At 65.4% G+C, this 18,655-nt stretch carries 17 protein-coding genes; 2 read left to right on the top strand and 15 right to left on the bottom strand.

Annotation, left to right across the window (positions count from 1 at the left end; translation table 11 throughout):
• Positions 1–20: 20 nt before the first annotated feature.
• A complete protein-coding gene (locus ACFQ00_RS17225; RefSeq protein WP_381493729.1) occupies positions 21–1,379 on the bottom strand; it encodes a CDP-alcohol phosphatidyltransferase family protein in 1,359 nt (452 codons plus the stop codon).
• Between the two features lie 89 nt (positions 1,380–1,468).
• Between ACFQ00_RS17225 and ACFQ00_RS17220 the strand changes: the two genes are divergently transcribed.
• Positions 1,469–2,299, top strand: a complete 831-nt coding sequence (locus tag ACFQ00_RS17220) for a CDP-alcohol phosphatidyltransferase family protein (protein WP_381493726.1) — start codon at positions 1,469–1,471, stop codon at positions 2,297–2,299.
• A gap of 85 nt (positions 2,300–2,384) precedes the next feature.
• Here ACFQ00_RS17220 and ACFQ00_RS17215 read toward each other — a convergent pair whose 3' ends face one another.
• Positions 2,385–2,693, bottom strand: a complete 309-nt coding sequence (locus ACFQ00_RS17215; protein ID WP_374592802.1) for an Hpt domain-containing protein — start codon at positions 2,691–2,693, stop codon at positions 2,385–2,387.
• 134 nt (positions 2,694–2,827) lie between these two features.
• On the opposite strand from ACFQ00_RS17215, the gene ACFQ00_RS17210 reads away from it, so the two are divergent.
• The gene (locus tag ACFQ00_RS17210) at positions 2,828–5,179 is read left to right on the top strand and encodes a hypothetical protein (RefSeq protein WP_381493720.1); all 2,352 of its coding nucleotides are present in this window, start codon (positions 2,828–2,830) and stop codon (positions 5,177–5,179) included.
• Between the two features lie 11 nt (positions 5,180–5,190).
• On the opposite strand, the gene ACFQ00_RS17205 is transcribed toward ACFQ00_RS17210, so the two are convergent.
• From ACFQ00_RS17205 to nuoG, 13 genes are all read right to left on the bottom strand, one after another.
• Positions 5,191–5,622 carry a hypothetical protein gene (locus tag ACFQ00_RS17205; protein ID WP_381493718.1) on the bottom strand — a complete coding sequence of 144 codons (432 nt, stop codon included), beginning with the start codon at positions 5,620–5,622 and terminating at the stop codon, positions 5,191–5,193.
• A 75-nt stretch (positions 5,623–5,697) separates the two neighbouring features.
• On the bottom strand, positions 5,698–5,946 hold the full coding sequence (locus ACFQ00_RS17200; RefSeq protein WP_381493714.1) for a DUF1467 family protein: 249 nt from the start codon (positions 5,944–5,946) through the stop codon (positions 5,698–5,700).
• Entirely contained in the window at positions 5,946–7,592 is a 1,647-nt protein-coding gene (locus ACFQ00_RS17195; protein WP_381493710.1) for a ribonuclease J, read from the bottom strand. Before ACFQ00_RS17195 ends, ACFQ00_RS17200 begins: the two co-directional genes overlap by 1 nt.
• On the bottom strand, positions 7,589–8,374 hold the full coding sequence (locus tag ACFQ00_RS17190; protein WP_381493707.1) for a type III pantothenate kinase: 786 nt from the start codon (positions 8,372–8,374) through the stop codon (positions 7,589–7,591). Before ACFQ00_RS17190 ends, ACFQ00_RS17195 begins: the two co-directional genes overlap by 4 nt.
• Positions 8,374–9,084 (bottom strand): biotin--[acetyl-CoA-carboxylase] ligase, encoded by a 711-nt coding sequence (locus tag ACFQ00_RS17185; protein ID WP_381493704.1) that lies wholly within the window; start codon positions 9,082–9,084, stop codon positions 8,374–8,376. The genes ACFQ00_RS17190 and ACFQ00_RS17185 overlap by 1 nt, the downstream gene beginning before the upstream one ends.
• Entirely contained in the window at positions 9,081–10,526 is a 1,446-nt protein-coding gene (gene nuoN, locus ACFQ00_RS17180) for an NADH-quinone oxidoreductase subunit NuoN (RefSeq protein WP_381493701.1), read from the bottom strand. The genes ACFQ00_RS17185 and nuoN overlap by 4 nt, the downstream gene beginning before the upstream one ends.
• Positions 10,526–12,085, bottom strand: a complete 1,560-nt coding sequence (locus ACFQ00_RS17175; RefSeq protein WP_381495249.1) for an NADH-quinone oxidoreductase subunit M — start codon at positions 12,083–12,085, stop codon at positions 10,526–10,528. Before ACFQ00_RS17175 ends, nuoN begins: the two co-directional genes overlap by 1 nt.
• Entirely contained in the window at positions 12,082–14,112 is a 2,031-nt protein-coding gene (nuoL, locus tag ACFQ00_RS17170; protein ID WP_381493697.1) for an NADH-quinone oxidoreductase subunit L, read from the bottom strand. The genes ACFQ00_RS17175 and nuoL overlap by 4 nt, the downstream gene beginning before the upstream one ends.
• 10 nt (positions 14,113–14,122) lie before the next feature.
• Positions 14,123–14,428, bottom strand: a complete 306-nt coding sequence (gene nuoK / locus ACFQ00_RS17165; protein WP_381493694.1) for an NADH-quinone oxidoreductase subunit NuoK — start codon at positions 14,426–14,428, stop codon at positions 14,123–14,125.
• Positions 14,425–15,045 carry an NADH-quinone oxidoreductase subunit J gene (locus ACFQ00_RS17160; protein WP_381493691.1) on the bottom strand — a complete coding sequence of 207 codons (621 nt, stop codon included), beginning with the start codon at positions 15,043–15,045 and terminating at the stop codon, positions 14,425–14,427. The genes nuoK and ACFQ00_RS17160 overlap by 4 nt, the downstream gene beginning before the upstream one ends.
• 49 nt (positions 15,046–15,094) lie before the next feature.
• Positions 15,095–15,583: an NADH-quinone oxidoreductase subunit NuoI gene (gene nuoI / locus ACFQ00_RS17155; protein WP_121048592.1), complete on the bottom strand. Its 489-nt coding sequence runs from the start codon at positions 15,581–15,583 to the stop codon at positions 15,095–15,097.
• Entirely contained in the window at positions 15,580–16,626 is a 1,047-nt protein-coding gene (gene nuoH / locus ACFQ00_RS17150) for an NADH-quinone oxidoreductase subunit NuoH (protein WP_381493686.1), read from the bottom strand. Before nuoH ends, nuoI begins: the two co-directional genes overlap by 4 nt.
• Complete coding sequence (nuoG, locus tag ACFQ00_RS17145) at positions 16,626–18,647, bottom strand: NADH-quinone oxidoreductase subunit NuoG (RefSeq protein ID WP_381493683.1); 2,022 nt, start codon at positions 18,645–18,647, stop codon at positions 16,626–16,628. The genes nuoH and nuoG overlap by 1 nt, the downstream gene beginning before the upstream one ends.
• Positions 18,648–18,655: the final 8 nt, after the last annotated feature.

Below are 18,655 nucleotides of genomic sequence, written 5' to 3'. Positions count from 1 at the left end.
TACTGCGCGGTTGACGACGATCACTTAGCGTTGCCAGCTGAATCGGGCAAGAATGTGTAGGCCGTCTTTGCAAAGTTCGCGGCGATCCGATCGCTGTTTTCGCTGCCATATTCCTGAAGCCGAACGAAGAAGCGTGCCTGCATGACGAAGAAGGTGAGCGCGCTGTACGCCGCGATCATCGCAAAGCCCAAATACCAGGCGCCGAACGCCGCAAACGGCAAAAGGCTCCAGAAGAATGTGTTGCGGCGGCCCGCGACCAGCCGGAAGCGGCGTTCGAACTCGCCGGCGTCGTCGATCTGCTTGCCGCTGAAGCGCCGGAAAAACTCGCCCTGTACGGCTTCGGCAAGCGCGAAACCCACGCAGATCGCAGCAAGCGGCCATGCGCCGCCGTGTCCGACCGAATTGAAATAATAAGCGAGCGCCGCGAACCAGCCGTACTCAACGACCTTGTCCGCGACATGTTCCAGATCGCCCCACTTCGAGAATTCGACACGGGTCCGCGCAAGTTTGCCGTCCACGCCGTCGAGGGGCCCGATGACGAGCGCGAGGACAAGGCCGATCCAGAGATGGCCGAGCGCGAATGCCGCCATCGCGGCGAGCCCGAGCAGGAACACGCCCACCGAGATCATATTGGGCGTGAGCGGTGTCGGCAGCAGCAGACGGGTGAGCAGATTCTCGACCGGCGGGTGGATGAAACGCGCGGGCCAATCGAGGATGCCCTTCTGCGCGGACGCCAGCGCTTCAGTGGTCGCTGCCTCAGCGGACGCTGCATCAACAACGCGGCGCCATTGCAGCGGGACCTCTCGCCGCCGCGACGGGCAATAGGCGGGGATGCGCGCGACCTCGACGGGCGTGTGCGGCCCCTCCCCCAGCGCCGAGCGCACCAGCGTTGCCTGCATATCCCAATCGCCGAGACGGCCCGCAACGCTGCGAACGAGACGTCCAGGAAAGCGTGCAAGCCCGGCGAAGAACCGGTCAGAGGCGATCCGCTCCGCCGTGATCGGGCGCTCATCCGCCTCCATCCAGACACCGAGCACGACATCACCGGTGGCACCTGCGACGGCGACGATGGCGCGTTCATCAGCGACGAGCCCCTCGTCGAGCGAGAGCACGCTATCTTCCTCGCGGATCGCGGCGCGAACGCCGTCTCCGCCGTGGACGACCTCGATACCGGGCGATGCGCGGCGCGCGCGATCGAGTGCGGCGGCGAGGCGGGGCGTCACACGCTCGACCATGACAACGACGCGCTCGGCACCCGCACGTCGGCACTGGCGAATCTGCCGGTCGACCGAGGCGATTCCCGTGATGCCGAGCGCGGCCAGCGGTTCGTCCGCCCCGGCGCTGAAATGATGGGCATAGAGCAGCGCCACAAGCGCCATCGACGTCTCCGGGTCTGAATGGATGGCGGACCATAAGGGCAAGCAAGCGGACTTGCCAACTCTCCCCAGAGCGGCGCACATCGCATACGATGCATTCCACAGTCGACACAGCAGACGGCGGACGCCCCCGGGCCATAGAGGAACCGCTGAACATCGCGGTCGTTCACCCGGTCTCGCGTGCATTGCTGCCAATAGCGGTGAAGCTTCGTATCCCGCCGAACGCCATTTCGATCGCCGGGATCGGCTTCGGTCTCGTCGCCGCATGGGCCTATTTTCACTACGAGACCCCAGCGATGGCGCTTGCCGGCTTCGCCGCGATGCTGGCGTGGCACGTCTTCGACGGGCTCGACGGCATGACTGCGCGCGCCACGGGGCGGACCAGCGAGTTCGGGCGCTTCCTCGACGGCTTCTGCGACTACAGCGTTTTCATCCTCGTTTATCTCAGTCTTGCCTTCGCGGCGGCACACGAGGTTGGCATAGGCGTCAGCCTGCCGTTTGCGGTTGCGGCGGGTGCCGCGCACGTCGTGCAGGCTGCATGGTACGAACTGCAGCGCGAGGTGTTCATCCGGCGAAGCGCAGGCCAGCCCGGCTTTGTGCCGCGTGCAGCCGTCGGCGGTTTCCTCGAAATCGGCTACAATGCGCTTCAGGCGAAGTTGATGCCGGGTGCGCAGGCGCTTGATACCGCGCTTGGCGCGAACCCGGCGCTGCGTGCGCGCTACGTGGAGAGGTTGCGCCCTATTCTCCTGGCTGCCACGATCCTTGGTGCGAGCGGGCGAACGCTTGCGATCTTCATCGCCTGCCTTGCCGGAAGCCCGCTCTGGTACTGGCTTTGGGAAATCCTTGGCCTCAGCCTTTCGGCAATTCTGATCGAACGCGCGCGCCGCGCGCGCGAAGCCGCGCTGCTAGAGCGCCCAGCGTGAAATCAGACGCAGGACGCGCGCGCTATCTCTTTGTTGACGCATCGTTGCTGGCGGAAAACCGGTTCCCACTTTTCCGCACGATGCTTTAGAAGCTTGAGAAGCGCATGATCTCAGCGTCGAGGCGCGCAAGGAGCGCGCTATCGCCCGGCGCCGACAGTTCGGCAAGCAGTGCGATCGCACCGATGGCCTCCGCGCCGATGGCCTGCGCCGCACCTTTCAAGCGATGCGCGGCGGCTTTCCAGCCCGTGCGATCCTTCGCAGCGCGCAGTTCGGCGGCATAGGCGGGCAAATTCTCGCGGAATTCCGACATCAGGTCGTCGAACAATGCCGTGTCCCCGCCCGTGATTTCGAGCAGGCGGTGCGGCAGGAAAGCGGGGGCGGATTCGGGGTTCATGCGGCCATGTTCGGCGACGAGTGTTAACAAACTGTCGACAAATGCAGATTGCCGGGCTGTCCTGTCCGCACGGGCGGTGATAGACAGGTGCGCGAGGGGTTTTCATACAACAGGTTTCGCGGGGGTCGTGCACCATGAGTCCAGTCGGTCGGCGGTCGTTTCCGGAAAAGCTTCCGCCGGACTACACGTGGCAGCAGAGCCCCGTGTCCGACGCTGAGCCGGATACGTCGGCGCCGATGAGGCGTCTGCGCCAGATGGATGACGAGGCCGTGGACGATGCCGTGCCGACGTTTTCCAGCCGCGTGCTGCTGTTCGCCGCCCTCGCCTCGCTCGCGTGGCTGGCGCTTGCCGCTGCCGTCGTCTGGCTGATCGCCGGTTCGGCGGGCGTCGGTGCGCTGACGCTGACCGAATGGGCGGGTGTCGCGGGCGGTGTTGCCGCGCCGCTTTCGGCGATCTGGCTGATCGCGCTCGTCGCCGCGCGCGTGTGGCCGGGGCAGCAACGCGAGATGCTGGCGCGAATCGAAGCCGCCGAGGAGCGCTTCGCACTCACCGCACGCGAAACGCGCACGCAGCTTGAAAGCATCGATTCCGTACTGGCGGCCGTGACCATGCGCGTCGAAGGGTTGCGCAAGGTGTTCGCCGAGGAGGTCGAGGGCTTCGTTACCGCCACGGACGCCGCCGTGCACCGCACACGCACGCTCGCCGGAACGCTCGCCGAAGACCGCGCCGCGATCGATGCCAGCTCTGCGGCGCTCGCCGAGAGCAGCGACAAGGCACGCGCCAGCTTCGATTCGCTGGCAAGCGCCCTCCCCGAAGCGGAAGCGCAGGTGAACCGCATCGCCGGGCTGCTCGCCACGAGCGCAACGGATGCACGCACGCAGCTTCAGGAAACCGAAGACCTGCTCGCCGCGGTGTGGACGCGCAGCGAGGAAGCGGGCGCGCAGGCCAAGGCCGCGACCGCAAGCCTCACCAGCGTGATTTCCGCCATTGCCACCTCCGCCGGCGATGCGGAGAGCCGTCTCGGCACCTATGCGACTGCGCTCGAAGCGAGCGGCGACGCGGCGCTCGCCAAGACCGGCGAGGCGCTGGAAGCCACGCGTGCCGGTGTCGAGGCACAGACGGCAGCGCTTGCCGCCGCGATCTCGCGCACTTCGCTCGACCTTGAAGACATCGGCGGCCGCGCCATCGAGACCATCGCAGGCAGGATCACCGCCATCGCCGAGCATGTTTCCGAGCTCAGCAGACGCATCAGCGAGCAGGACGCGGGCAGCCGCGGCTTCCTCGATACCGTCGAGCGCGGTTTCAGCGTGCTGGATGCCAAGCTCGGCAACGCCGCCAATTCGAGCGAAAGCGTCCTCGCCAGCCTTTCCGCGCGGATCGCGCAGGTGCGCGGCGAAATCGATTCGCTTTCGACGCCGCTCGGCACCACGCGCGGCGCGGCGAAAGAGATCGGCGACGCGCTCGCATCGGTACGTGCGGCGACGGATCAGGCGCTCGTCTCGCTTGCCGAGGGCGTGCCGGCAGGCGCTGAAAAGGGCCTTGGTGCCATCGACGCGCTGCGCGGCTCGGTCACGAACCTGTCCCAGGACATCGACCGCGTCTCCGAACGTGCTGCGGCGATCAACTCGCCGATTGCCGCGGGGCGGAAAGCGATCGACGAACTGCTCGACGGGCTCGAAGATCAGCGCGAAAGCCTCGAAGCCGTGGTGGCCAAGGTGCGCGGCGAGATCGAGGCGGCGCAGGGCATCCTCTCGGGCGTCGAACGCTCGGCGGAAAGCACGGCGCTCAGCGCGACGACGCAGCTGATCGACGCGCTCGGGCGCGTGCGCGAGGTTGCGGCGCAGACGGCGGGTACGGTGAAGAGCGCGCTCGAAGCCGTTGTCGAGGAAGCGCGCGAGGCGCTTTCGAAGGCGTCGCGCGAAGCTGTGCGCCAAAGCGCGATCGAGCCCGTGGAAACGCAGATCAAGGCGCTGGAAACCGCAGGCGCGCGTAGTGCCGACGCTGCGCAGGCCGCCGCCGAGCGCCTGTCGCGCCAGCTCGTGTCGGTCGCCGAAACCGCCGCCGCGATCGAAACGCGCGTCAACGAAGCGGACGCACATCTCGATGCCGCGCTCCGGAAAGACATCGGCCGCCAGTCCGAACTGCTCGTCGAAGCGCTCAACAGCGCCTCGATCGACATCGCCAAGGGTCTTTCGGCGGAGGTCACCGAGACGGCGTGGAAGCAGTATCTCGCGGGCGAACGCGGCGTCTTCTCGCGCCGCGCCGTGCAGCTCCTCACGAACCGCGATGCCAAGGAAGTCACGCGCCGCTACAGCGAGGACGCCGAGTTCCGCGACGGCGTGCGCCGCTACATCCACGATTTCGAGGCGATGCTCCGCCGCTTCAACGCGGACCGCGACGGCAACGCACTTTCGATGACGCTGCTGTCGTCAGACCTCGGCAAGCTCTACGTGGCATTGGCGCAGGCGACCGAACGCCTGCGCTGAGCGCTCTCGGATCAAGGCTGGAAAGCTTTGAGCTGGTTGATCGCGGTGTGCGCCGAATAGCCCTTGTAGAGAATCCAGCCGCCAAAACCCACGAACAGCAGGCCGATACCCAGAAACGGGATGAGCGGCAGGCCGATGACGACGAGCACCGCCGCGAGCACCATCGGCATCACAGTCGGCATGTAATAGCCCGCCCCGGTCGTCAGGTTGCGGAGCGCCACGGCTTCGAGCGTCCCGTTCTTGTCCGTGCCGACGACAGCGACACGATCGCCTTCGCTGATCGAAGGTAGCGTGCGCGTCTTGAACAGCACCGGTTTGTTGTCGATGCGCAGGCTTACGAGCTGGTTCTTGATGGCGACCGGGCCGTGGCTCGCACTCGCGGCGTAGGAATAGTCCGAACCCAGGTTGATCGCACTCGCAGTTCCGTGAACGAGAATAGCCATGTCGCCGTGCCCTCCGCTGTTTCCGCGCGGAGTGTTGCATCATTACGAAGTCAAAACAACCGGGTGCCGGGCGGCTCAATTCGGCATGAAATTGAGGTAGCCCGCCTCACTCAGCCACCAGACGCCGGCCATCAGGACGGCCGAGATCAGCGTCGTCCAGAGCACCTTCTTCGCAAGCATCGGGCGCACGGGCGCGCTGTCGGCCTGACCCTTCACCTTGTCCTCGCCCGCCTCCTCGGAGGTGCGGACGCCGAACGGCAGCACGGCGAACAGCGTCACCGTCCAGATCAGAAGATAGATCGCGAGTATCGATCCCCAGCCCATCAGCCCTTGATCCTTGTGACGGTGACTTCGGTAATGGGCTTCTTGCCCGTCCAGTCGCGCGCGGTGCGGCGGACGGCGACGCGGATCGCCTCTGCAAGCGCCTCCTCACCGTTGCTGCGCGCCTTCGCGGCGGCTTCGCTGGCGGCCGAAACGCAATCGTCGAGAAATTCGTCGCGGTCGTCCTCGACCGGAACGCCGTGCGACTGCACCTGCGGCGGCGCGAGCAGGCGGTTCTTGCCGTCGATCACGACGAACACGGCGATGAGGCCGTTGTGCATCATGCGGCGGCGCGCGAGCATCGTGGCGCCGTCGGCGGGGAGAATGACGTCACCGTCGAGGACGAGACGTCCCACGGGTTCGTGGCTGATGATCTGCGGTTTACCGGGCGCGAGGCGGATGGCGCTGCCGTTCACCGGCACGACCGCTTCCGGCACGCCGAAACGCCGCGCGAGGCGGGCGTGCTCTTCCATGTGGCGACGTTCGCCGTGGACAGGAATCGAGATTTGCGGACGAATCCAGCCGTACATCGCCTCAAGCTCGGGAATGCCGGGATGCCCGGAAACGTGGACGTGCGCCTGCCGGTCGGTGATGATCTCGATGCCCTTCGCGGCAAGCGCGTTCTGCACGCGGCCGATGGAGATCTCGTTGCCCGGAATCTGCTTCGAGGAATACACGACGAGATCGCCGCGTTCGAGCTTGATGTTGTGCTCCCCCTCCGCGATGCGCGAGAGCGCGGCGCGCGCCTCTCCCTGCGCCCCGGTGGAGACGATCAGCAGCTTGTCGCGCGGCACCTTCATCGCCTCTTCCTGCGACACGGTGGGCGGGAAATCGGTGAGGTAGCCGACGCTCTTCGATACTTCGAGGATACGATCGAGCGAACGGCCGACGACGCAGAGCTTGCGGCCCGTGTCCTTCGCGACCTCGCCAAGCGTATGCAGGCGTGCGGCGTTCGAGGCGAAGGTGGTGACGAGCACCCTGCCCTTGTGCCCGGCGATCACCTTGTCGAGCCCTTCGCGCACGCCCGTCTCGCTGCCGGAGGCTTCGGGGTTGAAGACGTTCGTGGAATCGCCGACGAGCGCGAGGATGCCCTCGTCGCCAAGCGCGGTCAGTTCCTCGGCGGTGGACGGCACGCCCAGCACCGGCGCCTCGTCGAGCTTCCAGTCGCCGGTGTGAAAGATCTTGCCGTAGGGCGTTTCGATGAGGAGCGCGTTGCCCTCGGGGATCGAATGCGCAAGCGGCACGTAACGACACTTGAAAGGACCGAGATCGACCTCGCCTTCAAGTTCCACGACATTGAGCTCGACATCGCGCTCGATGCCTTCCTCGATCAGCTTCTTGCGGATGAGGCCAGCGGTGAACGGCGTCGCGTAGAGCGGCACGTCGAACTCACCGATCAGGTAGGGGATCGCGCCGATATGATCCTCGTGGCCGTGCGTCAGGACGATACCGAGCAGATCCTTCTGTCGGTCCTCGATGAACGACAGGTCGGGCAGCACCAACTCGACGCCCGGCAGGTTCGGATCGGCGAAGGTCATGCCGAGATCGACCATGATCCACTTGCCGTTGCAGCCATAGAGATTGACGTTCATGCCGATCTCGCCGGAGCCGCCGAGCGGCAGGAAGATGAGTTCCTTACCGGGCCTCATGCGGCGGCACCCATCGCGCGGGCGTGGAGCACGGCTAGGCCGCGCAGCGTCAGGTCCGGTTCGATGGCATCGAAGAGGTGCGCGTGACTTTCAAAGAGCGGGGCGAGACCGCCGGTGGCGACGACCTTCACAGGCGTGCCGATTTCAACCTTCATGCGCGCAATCAATCCTTCGATCATGGAAACATAGCCCCAGTAGACGCCGATCAGCATCTGGCTTTCGGTGGTGCGGCCGATGACGCTGCCATCCTCCGGCGCCTCGATGGCGATGCGCGGCAGCTTGGCGGCTGCGGCGACGAGCGCATCGAGCGACAGGTTGATGCCCGGCGCGATGATGCCGCCCTTGTAGGCGCCGCTCGCGCTCACCCAGTCGAATGTCGTCGCCGTGCCGAAGCTGATGACGATGAGATCGCCTGCGTGCAGGCTGTGCGCGGCAATGGCGTTCACGGCGCGATCGGCACCGACGGCGTGCGGCTCCGCGACATCGAGTGCGATACCCCAATCCGCAGGCGGCTTGCCGGCAATGACAGGCTCGACCTTGAAATACTTGGTGGCAAGCACGGTAAGATTGTACGTCGCGCGCGGCACCACGGTGGCGATGATGACCGCGTCGACGTCCTCGCGGCCGTAGCCTTCGATAGCGAGAAGCTGGAGCAGCCAGACGGCATACTCGTCCGCCGTGCGGCGCGCGTCGGTCGCGATCCGCCAGCCGCGCTTGATGTCACCCCCATCGACGAGCGCGAACTTGATGTTGGTGTTGCCGGCGTCGATGACGAGCAGCATCAGCGCTGATCCCCCAATGTGAAGACTTCGCCCGCGTGAATGGGCCGTAACGTCCCGTCCGGCAAGCGCAGAAGGAGCGCACCGTCCGCCGCCAGACCTTCAAACGTCCCGGCGAGGTCGGCGTTCCCGAGGCGAGCGACGATGGGTTTGCCGAGCCCTGCGGCGGCGGTCAGCCAATCGGCGCGGGTGGCGGTGAAACCTTCCTCCCGCCAACGCCGGCGGTGCGCGGCGAAGGCTTCCGCGAGCGTTTCGCAGGCTTCACGCGCCGATGGCAGTGCGATGCCTGCCGCGGCGAGGCTCGTCGCAGGGCGTTCCGTCCCTTCCGGGAAATGCGCGAGGTTGACGCCGATGCCGATGATGACGCCCTGGGCGTGGCCTTCGAGCAGGATGCCCGCGACCTTCACACCGTCCAGCAGCAGGTCGTTCGGCCATTTGAGCGACAGGCGTTCACGCGGCACCCAGCGGGCTACGGTATCGAGCAGGGCGTTTGCAGCCACGAACGACAGATGCTGGGCCGCACCCTCCCCCGGCTGCGGCGCAGCGAACGTGCTGGCGAAGAGGTTTCCGACCTCGGATGTCCACGCCCGCGCGCGGCGGCCGCGTCCTGCCGTCTGCCGGTCGGCGCGAACCCACAGCCCGTCTTCCGGGTGCTCGGCGATCCAGTCGTTCGTGCTGCCGGTTTCGGCGAGATCGACGATGCGAAAATTCATCCGGTGACGATGATGCGCGCCGCCGCCGTCGCCCACGCGACCAGCGGTGCGATCGCGAGCATCCCGACGGGCGAGCAGAACACCGCCGCAGCCGTCAGCACGATGCCGTTCACGCGGCTTTCGCCGGGTGCGAGCGTACCCACGGGCTCGTCGAAGTAAGCGAGCTTCACGACGCGCAGGTAATAGTACGCACCCACGACCGACGTGACGACGCCGATCACTGCGAGCACATACATCTCGGACGCAATGGCGGCGTTGAAGACGCTGAACTTCGGCCAGAAGCCGAGCATCGGCGGAATACCGGCGAGGCTGAACATGAACACGGCAAGCGCAGCGGCAAGGCCGGGGCGCTGCTTCGAAAGGCCCGCGAGGCGTGCCATGTCGTCAACCGGCGTGCCGTCCGGGTCGCGGAGCGCGAGGACGACGAGGAACGAACCGACCGTCATCGCCGCGTAAATGCCCATGTAGAAGAGCACACCTGCAATGCCCTGCTCCGTCCCCGCAGCGAGGCCGATAAGCGCGAAGCCGACATTGTTGATCGACGAATAAGCGAGCAGGCGCTTGATGCTCGTCTGCCCGATGGCGCCGACGGCACCCAGGATCATCGAGGCGACCGCCGCGAAGGCAATGATCTGCCGCCATTCATCAGCAAGCCCGCCGAAGCCTTCGATCGCGACGCGCACGAGGAGACCCATCGCGGCCACCTTCGGGGCGGACGCGAAGAAGGCGGCAACCGGCGTCGGCGCGCCTTCGTAAACGTCCGGCGTCCACATGTGGAACGGCACGGCGCTGATCTTGAACGCGAGGCCCGCAAAGATGAAGACGAGGCCGAAGACGACGCCGATCGAGGCCGAACCTTCAAGCTGCGTGCCGAGCGCGACGAAGTTCGTGCTGCCGACGAAGCCGTAGATGAGGCTGATGCCGTAGAGCAGGATGCCGCTCGCGAGCGCGCCGAGCACGAAATACTTGAGACCCGCCTCGGAGGACTTCGTCTCGCTACGGTGGAACGCGGCAAGCACATACGCCGCGAGGCTCTGCAGTTCGAGACCGACGTAGAGCGAGAGGAGGTCGTTCGCCGAGACCATCATGCCCATGCCGAGCGCGCCGAGCATGAGCAGCACGGGGTATTCGAACTTGTCGGAGTGAGCGCGTCGCAGATACGGGATCGCGATCACGGTGCAGACGGCAGCGGCGCCGTAAACGACGGTTTTCAGATAGTCCGAGAACAGGTCCGCGACGTAGAGCCCGTCAAAGGCGAAGGCGCGCGGGGCATCGTCGATCATGCACAGGCCGGCGACGGCATAGATGCCGACGGCGAGCCACGACAGCAGACCGAGGCTGCGGTCACCCCGGAAAGTGCCGATCATCAGCAGCGCCATCGCGCCGACGGCGAGGATGATTTCCGGTGCGGCGATGCCGAGCGATTGCGCGAGCGGCTGCATCAGTGGGTCTCCGCCGGGATATGTGTCTCAGACTGGGGTTTGGCTGCAGCCGCCTTCACGACCGAAACCGTCTGCTGGTGCGGTGCGGTCGGCTCGAGCCGGGCAACGATCGCCGCAACCGGTGCGCGCACCGGATCGATGAACACGTTCGGCGCGATACCCATCCACAGCACGAAGACCGCGATGGGCGCGAGGCACAGGATCTCGCGCACGTTGAGATCGGTCATCGCGCGCACTTCGTCCTTGGTCACATTGCCGAACATCACCTTGCGATAGAGGTAGAGCATGTAGGCGGCGCCGAGGATGATGCCTGTGCAGATCACGGCGGTGGCGAAGGTGGACGTGCGGAACGCGCCCATCATCACGAGGAACTCGCCGATGAAGCCGCTGGTGCCGGGAAGGCCGACCGACGCCATGGTGAACAGCATGAACAGGATCGCATAGCGCGGCATGATCGTGGCGACGCCGCCGTAGGCATCGATATCGCGCGTGTGCAGCCGGTCATAGACGACGCCGACACAGAGGAAGAGCGCGCCCGAGACGAGACCGTGGCTGAGCATCACGACGATCGAGCCTTCGATCGCCTGCTGGTTGAAGCCGAACAGGCCGACCGTGACGAACGCCATGTGCGCGACAGACGAATACGCGATCAGCTTCTTCATGTCGGACTGTGCGAGCGCGATCAGCGACGTGACGACGACCGCGATCATCGACAGCGCGAAGACGATCCACATCAGCTCCGCCGAAGCCGCCGGGAACATCGGCAGCGAGAAGCGGATGAAGCCGTAGCCGCCCATCTTCAGGAGCACGCCCGCCAGGATCACCGAGCCCGCCGTCGGCGCCTGCACGTGCGCGTCGGGCAGCCACGTGTGCACCGGCCACATCGGCATCTTCACCGCGAAGCTCGCGAAGAAGGCGAGCCACAGCCATGTCTGCACCTTCGGATCGAAATCGTGGGTCAGCAGCGCCGGGATGTAGGTCGTGCCCGCGACGTGCGCCATGTAGAGCATGGCGAGCAGCATCAGCACCGAGCCGAGCAGCGTGTAGAGGAAGAACTTGTAGCTCGCGTAGATACGGTCCTTGCCGCCCCAGATGCCGATGATGAGGTACATCGGGATAAGGCCGCCTTCGAAGAAGACGTAGAACAGGAACAGGTCGGTCGCCGCGAAGACGCCGATCATCAGCGCTTCCATGAGCAGGAACGCCGCCATGTATTCCGGCACGCGCTTCTCGATCGAGGTCCACGACGCGAGGATGCAGATCGGCATCAGGAATACGCTGAGCGCGATGAGGACGAGGCTGATGCCGTCGATGCCGAGCGACCACGAGAAATACGGCTCGAACAGCGGCAGGCTCTCCGCATACTGAAAGCTCGCCGAACCCACGTCGAACTGCGCCCAGAGGACGATGCCGAGCACCAGCTCGACGAGCGTGATGCCGAGCGCGCCCCAGCGCGCCGTGTTCGCCCGCGCGTTCTCGTCGCCGGGAACGAACAGCAGCAGCGTCGCCGCCGCGAGCGGCAGCAGGATCATCAGGGAAAGGATCGGAAAGCCCATTATTCGCCGCCCAGCATCTTCGGGAGGAACCACGCTGCCGCGGCGGCGAGGCCGATCAGCATCACGAACGCGTAGGTGTAGAGGTAGCCGGTCTGCAGCCGCCGCGCGACGCCCGCACCGCTCATCACCAGCCCCGCAAGGCCGTTCGGCCCGAGGCGGTCGATGGTGCCCTCGTCACCCTTCTTCCACAGGAAGCGGCCGAGCCACTTCGACGGGCGCACGAAGATCACGTCGTACAGCTCGTCGAAGTACCACTTGTTGTAGAGGAACGCGTGAAGGCCGCGGAACATCGCGACGAAGCGCGCAGGCGCACCCGGATCGCGGAGGTAATTGTTCCACGCGATGAAGAGGCCGAGCAGCATGACGGCGGCAGGTGACAGCTTCACCCACATTGGTACGTGATGCGAGGCTTCAGCCAGGTGCGCATCGAACGCCAGCGCGCCCTTCCAGAACGCCACGCCGCCTTCCGCGTCGATGAACGCATGGTGGAAGATGAAACCGGCGAACACCGCGCCGAGCGACAGGACGCCGAGCGGGATCAACATGCTCGCCGGGCTCTCGTGCGGATGATAACCGAGCGTGCCGTCATCGTGCGCATGTGCGTGATGGTCGTCGTGACCATGCGCATGATCGCCGTGCGCGGCGTGCTGGATATGCTCGCTCTGCGACCAGCGCGGCTTGCCGAAGAAGGTGAGGAACACGAGGCGCCACGAATAGAAGCTGGTGAGCAGCGCTGCGAAGATGCCGACCGCGAAGGCGACATAGCCGGACTGCGTGCCCGCCGCAAAGGCGCTCTCGATGATCGCATCCTTCGAATAGAAGCCCGCGAAGCCGAACACGCCGAGGATGCCGACGCCGGTGATGGCGAGCGTGCCGAGCGTCATCGCCCAGAAGGTGAGCGGGATGTGTTTCCGCAGCCCGCCGTAATAGCGCATGTCCTGCTCGTGGTGCATCGCGTGGATCACGCTACCCGCGCCGAGGAACAGCAGCGCCTTGAAGAAGGCGTGCGTGAACAGGTGGAACATCGCCGCGCCATAGGCGCCAACGCCCGCCGCGAAGAACATGTAGCCGAGCTGTGAACAGGTCGAATAGGCGATCACGCGCTTGATGTCGTGCTGCGTGGTGCCAACGGTCGCCGCGAACAGTGCCGTCGCCGCACCTACGTAGGTGACGACAGTGAGCGCCACTTCGCTCGTTTCAAAGAGCGGCGACAGACGGCAGACCATGAACACGCCCGCCGTCACCATGGTGGCGGCGTGGATCAGCGCGGAGACGGGAGTCGGGCCTTCCATCGCGTCCGGCAGCCAGGTGTGGAGGCCGAGCTGCGCCGACTTGCCCATCGCGCCGATGAACAGCAGCAGGCAGAGCGCCGTCATCGTATCGACCTGCGCGCCGAGGAATTCGAAGGTCGAACCCTGATAATTCGGCGCGGCGGCGAGAATGTTCCCGATGTCCGTGGTACCGAACACCATGAACACACCGAAGATGCCGAGCGAGAAGCCGAAGTCGCCGACGCGGTTCACGACGAACGCCTTCACGGCGGCCGCGTTCGCGGAGGGCTTGTGATACCAGAAGCCAATGAGCAGGTACGACGCGAGGCCGACGCCTTCCCAGCCGAAGAACATCTGCACGAGGTTGTCCGCCGTCACCAGCATCAGCATCGCGAAGGTGAACAGCGACAGGTACGCGAAGAAGCGCGGCTGATCGGGATCTTCCGCCATGTACCCCCACGAATAGAGGTGCACGAGCGCCGACACGGTGGTGACGACGACGAGCATCACGGCGGTGAGCGTATCGAGCCGGAGCGACCATTCGACGACGAGCCCGCCTGAGCGGAACCATTCCATCACCGGCTGCCCCTCTACGGGCTGACCCGCGAGGACGGGGATGAAGATCGCCCACGACAGCGCACAGGCGATGAAAAGACCGCCCGTGGTGATCGCCTTGGCGGGGGTGTTGCCGATGGCGCGGTTGCCCAGCCCTGCGATGATCGCAGCCAGCAGCGGCAGGAAAACGATAGTGTGAAGCACGGCCCGCCCCTCAGCCCTTCATCATGTTGATGTCGTCGACGGCGATGGTGCCGCGGTTGCGGAAATAGATGACGAGGATCGCAAGCCCGATCGCGGCCTCGCCCGCCGCCACGGTGAGCACGAACATCGCGAACACCTGACCCACGAGATCGCCGAGGAAAGACGAGAACGCCACGAGGTTGATGTTCACCGCGAGCAGGATCAGTTCGATCGACATCAGGATGATGATGACGTTCTTCCGGTTGAGGAAGATGCCGAGCACGCCGAGCACGAACAGGATCGCCGCGACGGTGAGATAGTGGGTGATACCGATCATTTGAGTTTCACCCCTTCGCCCACGGGCACGCTGACGACATCGACAGCCTCTTCGGGCCGCACCGCGTTCTGGCGCGCGATGCTCTGCTTCTTGACGCCGCTGCGCTGGCGATGCGTCAGCACGATCGCCCCGATCATCGCGGTCAGCAGTACCATGCCCGCAGCCTGGAAGATGTAGACGTATTTTGTGTAGATGAGCGCGCCGAGCGCTTCGGTGTTGGTAACGTCACCCGCCGCCGCGACAGGCGCCGCAGCCACCGCTCCGGCTCCCGCGCCGAGCGTCCATGCCGTGCCCGCGATCACGAGTTCGGCAAGCAGCACGCCCGCGAGCATCAGCCCGAACGGCATGTAGCGCGCGAAACCGGAACGCAATTCCGAAAAGTCGATGTCGAGCATCATGACGACGAAAAGGAACAGCACTGCGACCGCGCCGACGTAGACGATCACGAGGATCATCGCGATGAACTCGGCGCCGAGCAGCAGGAACAGGCCGGCGGCGTTGAAGAACGCCAGGATCAGCCAGAGCACGCTGTGCACCGGGTTGCGGGCGAAGATCACCGCCGTTGCCGACAGGACAATAATGCCTGCGAGCATGTAGAAGATGATGGCCTCGATCACGGTTTCGCCCCGCCCCTTTTCATGTCGCCGCTCTTTTGCCTGCGGCCGGTTATCGCCACTGCGCGTCCGCCGCAAGGTTGGCGGCGATCGCCGTTTCCCACTGCTCGCCGTTCGCCAGCAGCTTCGCCTTGTCGTAGATCAGTTCCTCGCGCGTTTCGGTCGCGAACTCGAAGTTCGGCCCTTCGACGATCGCGTCCACCGGGCAGGCTTCCTGACAGAAGCCGCAGTAGATGCACTTCGTCATGTCGATGTCGTAGCGCGTGGTGCGACGCGAGCCGTCTTCGCGCGGTTCGGCCTCGATCGTGATCGCCTGCGCCGGGCACACCGCCTCGCAAAGCTTGCACGCGATGCAGCGTTCCTCGCCGTTCGGATAGCGGCGCAGCGCATGTTCGCCCCGGAAGCGCGGGCTGATCGGCCCCTTCTCGAACGGGTAGTTCAGCGTCGCCTTCGGCTTGAACATGTATTTGAGTGTGAGCGCCATGCCCTGGACGAACTCCAGCAGCAGCATCGATTTGGCAGCGCGGAATATGGCGGTCATGACGCAAACCTGTCTGTGAAGAACATCAGCCACCCGGAAACGAGGAACACCCAGAAGAGCGACAGCGGCAGGAACACCTTCCAGCCGAGGCGCATGAGCTGGTCGTAGCGATACCTCGGCACGGTCGCCTTCACCCAGGCGAACACGAAGAACATGAACGCCATCTTCGCGAGAAACCAGATGAAGCCGGGGATGAGGTAGAGCGGCGCCCAGTCCACCGGGGGCAGCCAGCCGCCGAGGAAGAGGACCGAGGTCATCGCGCACATCAGCAGGATGTTCGCGTACTCGCCGAGCCAGAACAGCGCGAAGCTCATCGAGGAGTATTCGACCTGATAGCCCGCGACGAGTTCGGCTTCCGCTTCGGGAAGGTCGAACGGCGGCCGGTTTGTCTCGGCAAGTGCCGAGATGAAGAATACGATGCCCATCGGGAACAGCAGCGGGTTGAAGATATTGCCGTTCAGGAACAGGATGTTGGCCTGCTGGCTCAGGACGATGTCGCTGAGGTTGAACGACGACGCGTAAAGCACGACGGTGATGATCACGAGGCCGAGCGAGACCTCGTAGGACACCATCTGCGCCGCCGAGCGGAGCCCGCCGAGGAACGGGTACTTCGAGTTCGACGCCCAGCCCGACATGATGATGCCGTAAACGCCAAGCGAGGACACCGCGAACAGGTAGAGGATGCCGACGTTGATGTCGGCAAGCACTGCCCCGGCATCAAACGGGATCACCGCCCAGCCGATGAGCGCGAGCGTGAAGGTGATCATCGGTGCGAGCAGGAACACGCCCTTGTTGGCACCCGACGGGATGATGGTTTCCTTGAGGAACACCTTCGCGCCGTCGGCGAAGCTCTGCAGCAGGCCCCACGGGCCGACCACGTTCGGGCCGCGGCGAAGCTGCATCGCCGCCCAGATCTTGCGGTCCGCATAGACCGCGAAGGCGACCGCAACCATCACCGGCAGCGCGATGAGAAGGATGAGGATGAGCGTCGCGACCAGATAGCCGAGGTTCGGCCCGATCAGATCCTGAAAGAACGCCGTCATTATTCCGCCGCCTCCAGAACCGTCTCACCGCGGATCAGCGTCGCCGAGCAGTCCTGCATCACTTCGGATGCGCGCGCGATCGCGTTCGTCAGGTAGAAATCGCGTATGGAACGGCCGATCGGCGCAGCGTCGAACTCGCCGCCGCTGCCGAAGTCGATCTCGCCTTCCGCCGCCGCAACGCCCTCCACGGAAAGTTGCGGCCATTCGGCGGCGATACGCGTGCGGAGCGCGGCGAAGCTGTCGTAGGGCAGCTTGCTGCCGAGCACTTCCGAAAGCGCGCGCAGAATCGCCCAGTCTTCGCGGGCGTCGCCCGGCGCGAACACGGCGCGGTAGCTGCGCTGCACACGGCCTTCCATGTTGACGTACGTGCCGTCCTTCTCGGCAAAGCTCGCGGCGGGCAGGATCACGTCCGCACCGCGCGCACCGGCGTCTCCGTGGTGGCCGATGTAGACCTTGAACACGCCGTCGAGATCGGTGTCGATCTCGTCCGCGCCGTGCACGATGAGCGCCTTGAGCCCACCGCCCAGCACCTCGCCGATACCGCCTTCATGCGTGAAGCCGATGTCGAGACCACCGACGCGCGAGGCAGCGGTGTGGAGGACGTTGAAGCCTTCCGCGCCGATCTTCGCGGTCTTGGCGATCTTGCCGAGCGCGGCGAGGATGGCCGGTGCGTCACCGCGCGTGAGCGCCGCGGCACCGACGATGATCGCGGGCTTCGTCGCGCTCTTCAGCGCGTCCGCCGCCGCCTTCGGCAGCTTGCCGAGCACGGAAGCGCCGTCGCCAAGCTGCGTGACCGGATAGGTGAGGTCGATTTCCGGGCCGACGTTGAAGACCTTCGCGCCCTTCTTCACCACGGCCTTGCGTAGGCGCGTGTTGACGAGCGGCGCATCCCAGCGCGGGTCCGCGCCGACGAGCAGCACGACGTCCGCGTCCTCGATACCCGCAATGCCGGTGTTGAAGCGGTAACCCGCCGTACCACCGCCGGGCAGCGCAGCGCCGTCCGTGCGGCACTCGAAGCGATCGGAGCCGAGCGACTTCATCAGGTCCTTCAGCGCGACCATCGATTCCACGTCGAGCAGTTCGCCCGCCACCGCGCCGATCTGGTTGCCGCTGAGGTCCGAAAGCCCGGTCTTGATCGCGGCGAAAGCCTCCGCCCACGTCGCGGCTTCAAGCTTGCCGCCACGGCGAACATAGGGCTTGTCGAGACGGCGCTTGGCAAGGCCGAGCGGCGCGTAGCGCGTCTTGTCCGACGCCCATTCCTCGTTCACGTCGTCGTTGACACGCGGCAGCACGCGCAGCACCGCGGGGCCGCGCGCATCGATGCGGATGTTGGTACCTACGGCGTCCATCACGCAGATGCCGTTCGTCTTCGTCAGTTCCCACGGCCGCGCCTCGAACGCATAGGGCTTCGAGGTGAGCGCGCCCACCGGGCAGAGATCGATGACATTGCCCGAAAGCTCGGACTTCACCGCCGCCTCAAGGTACGAGGTGATCTGCATGTTCTCGCCGCGATAGAGCGCGCCGATCTCGTCGGTGCCCGCCACTTCCTCGGCGAAACGCACGCAGCGCGTGCAGTGGATGCAGCGGGTCATCACCGTCTTGATGATGGGGCCCATGTATTTCTCGGTAACGGCGCGCTTGTTCTCAGTATAGCGCGTCGCGCCGCGCCCGTAGGCGATCGACTGGTCCTGCAGGTCGCACTCGCCGCCCTGATCGCAGATCGGGCAATCGAGCGGGTGGTTGATGAGCAGGAACTCCATCACGCCTTCGCGCGCCTTTTTCACCATGGCGCTGTCGGTGCGAACCTCCTGCCCGTCAGCGGCGGGAAGCGCGCACGACGCCTGCGGCTTCGGCGGCCCCGGCTTCACCTCGACAAGGCACATGCGGCAATTGCCGGCGATCGAAAGCCGCTCGTGATAGCAGAAGCGCGGCACTTCCTTGCCCACGGCCTCGCAGGCCTGAAGCACGGTCGCCCCAGCGGGAACCTCGACCTCGATACCGTCAACGGTGAGTTTAGGCATCAGACTTT

The sequence above is a fragment of the Sphingosinicella xenopeptidilytica genome (assembly GCF_042676985.1).
Taxonomy (GTDB): Bacteria; Pseudomonadota; Alphaproteobacteria; order Sphingomonadales; family Sphingomonadaceae; genus Sphingosinicella; species Sphingosinicella xenopeptidilytica.
Note: the sequence above shows the minus strand (reverse complement) of the source record. Positions and strands in the feature narration are given on the sequence as shown.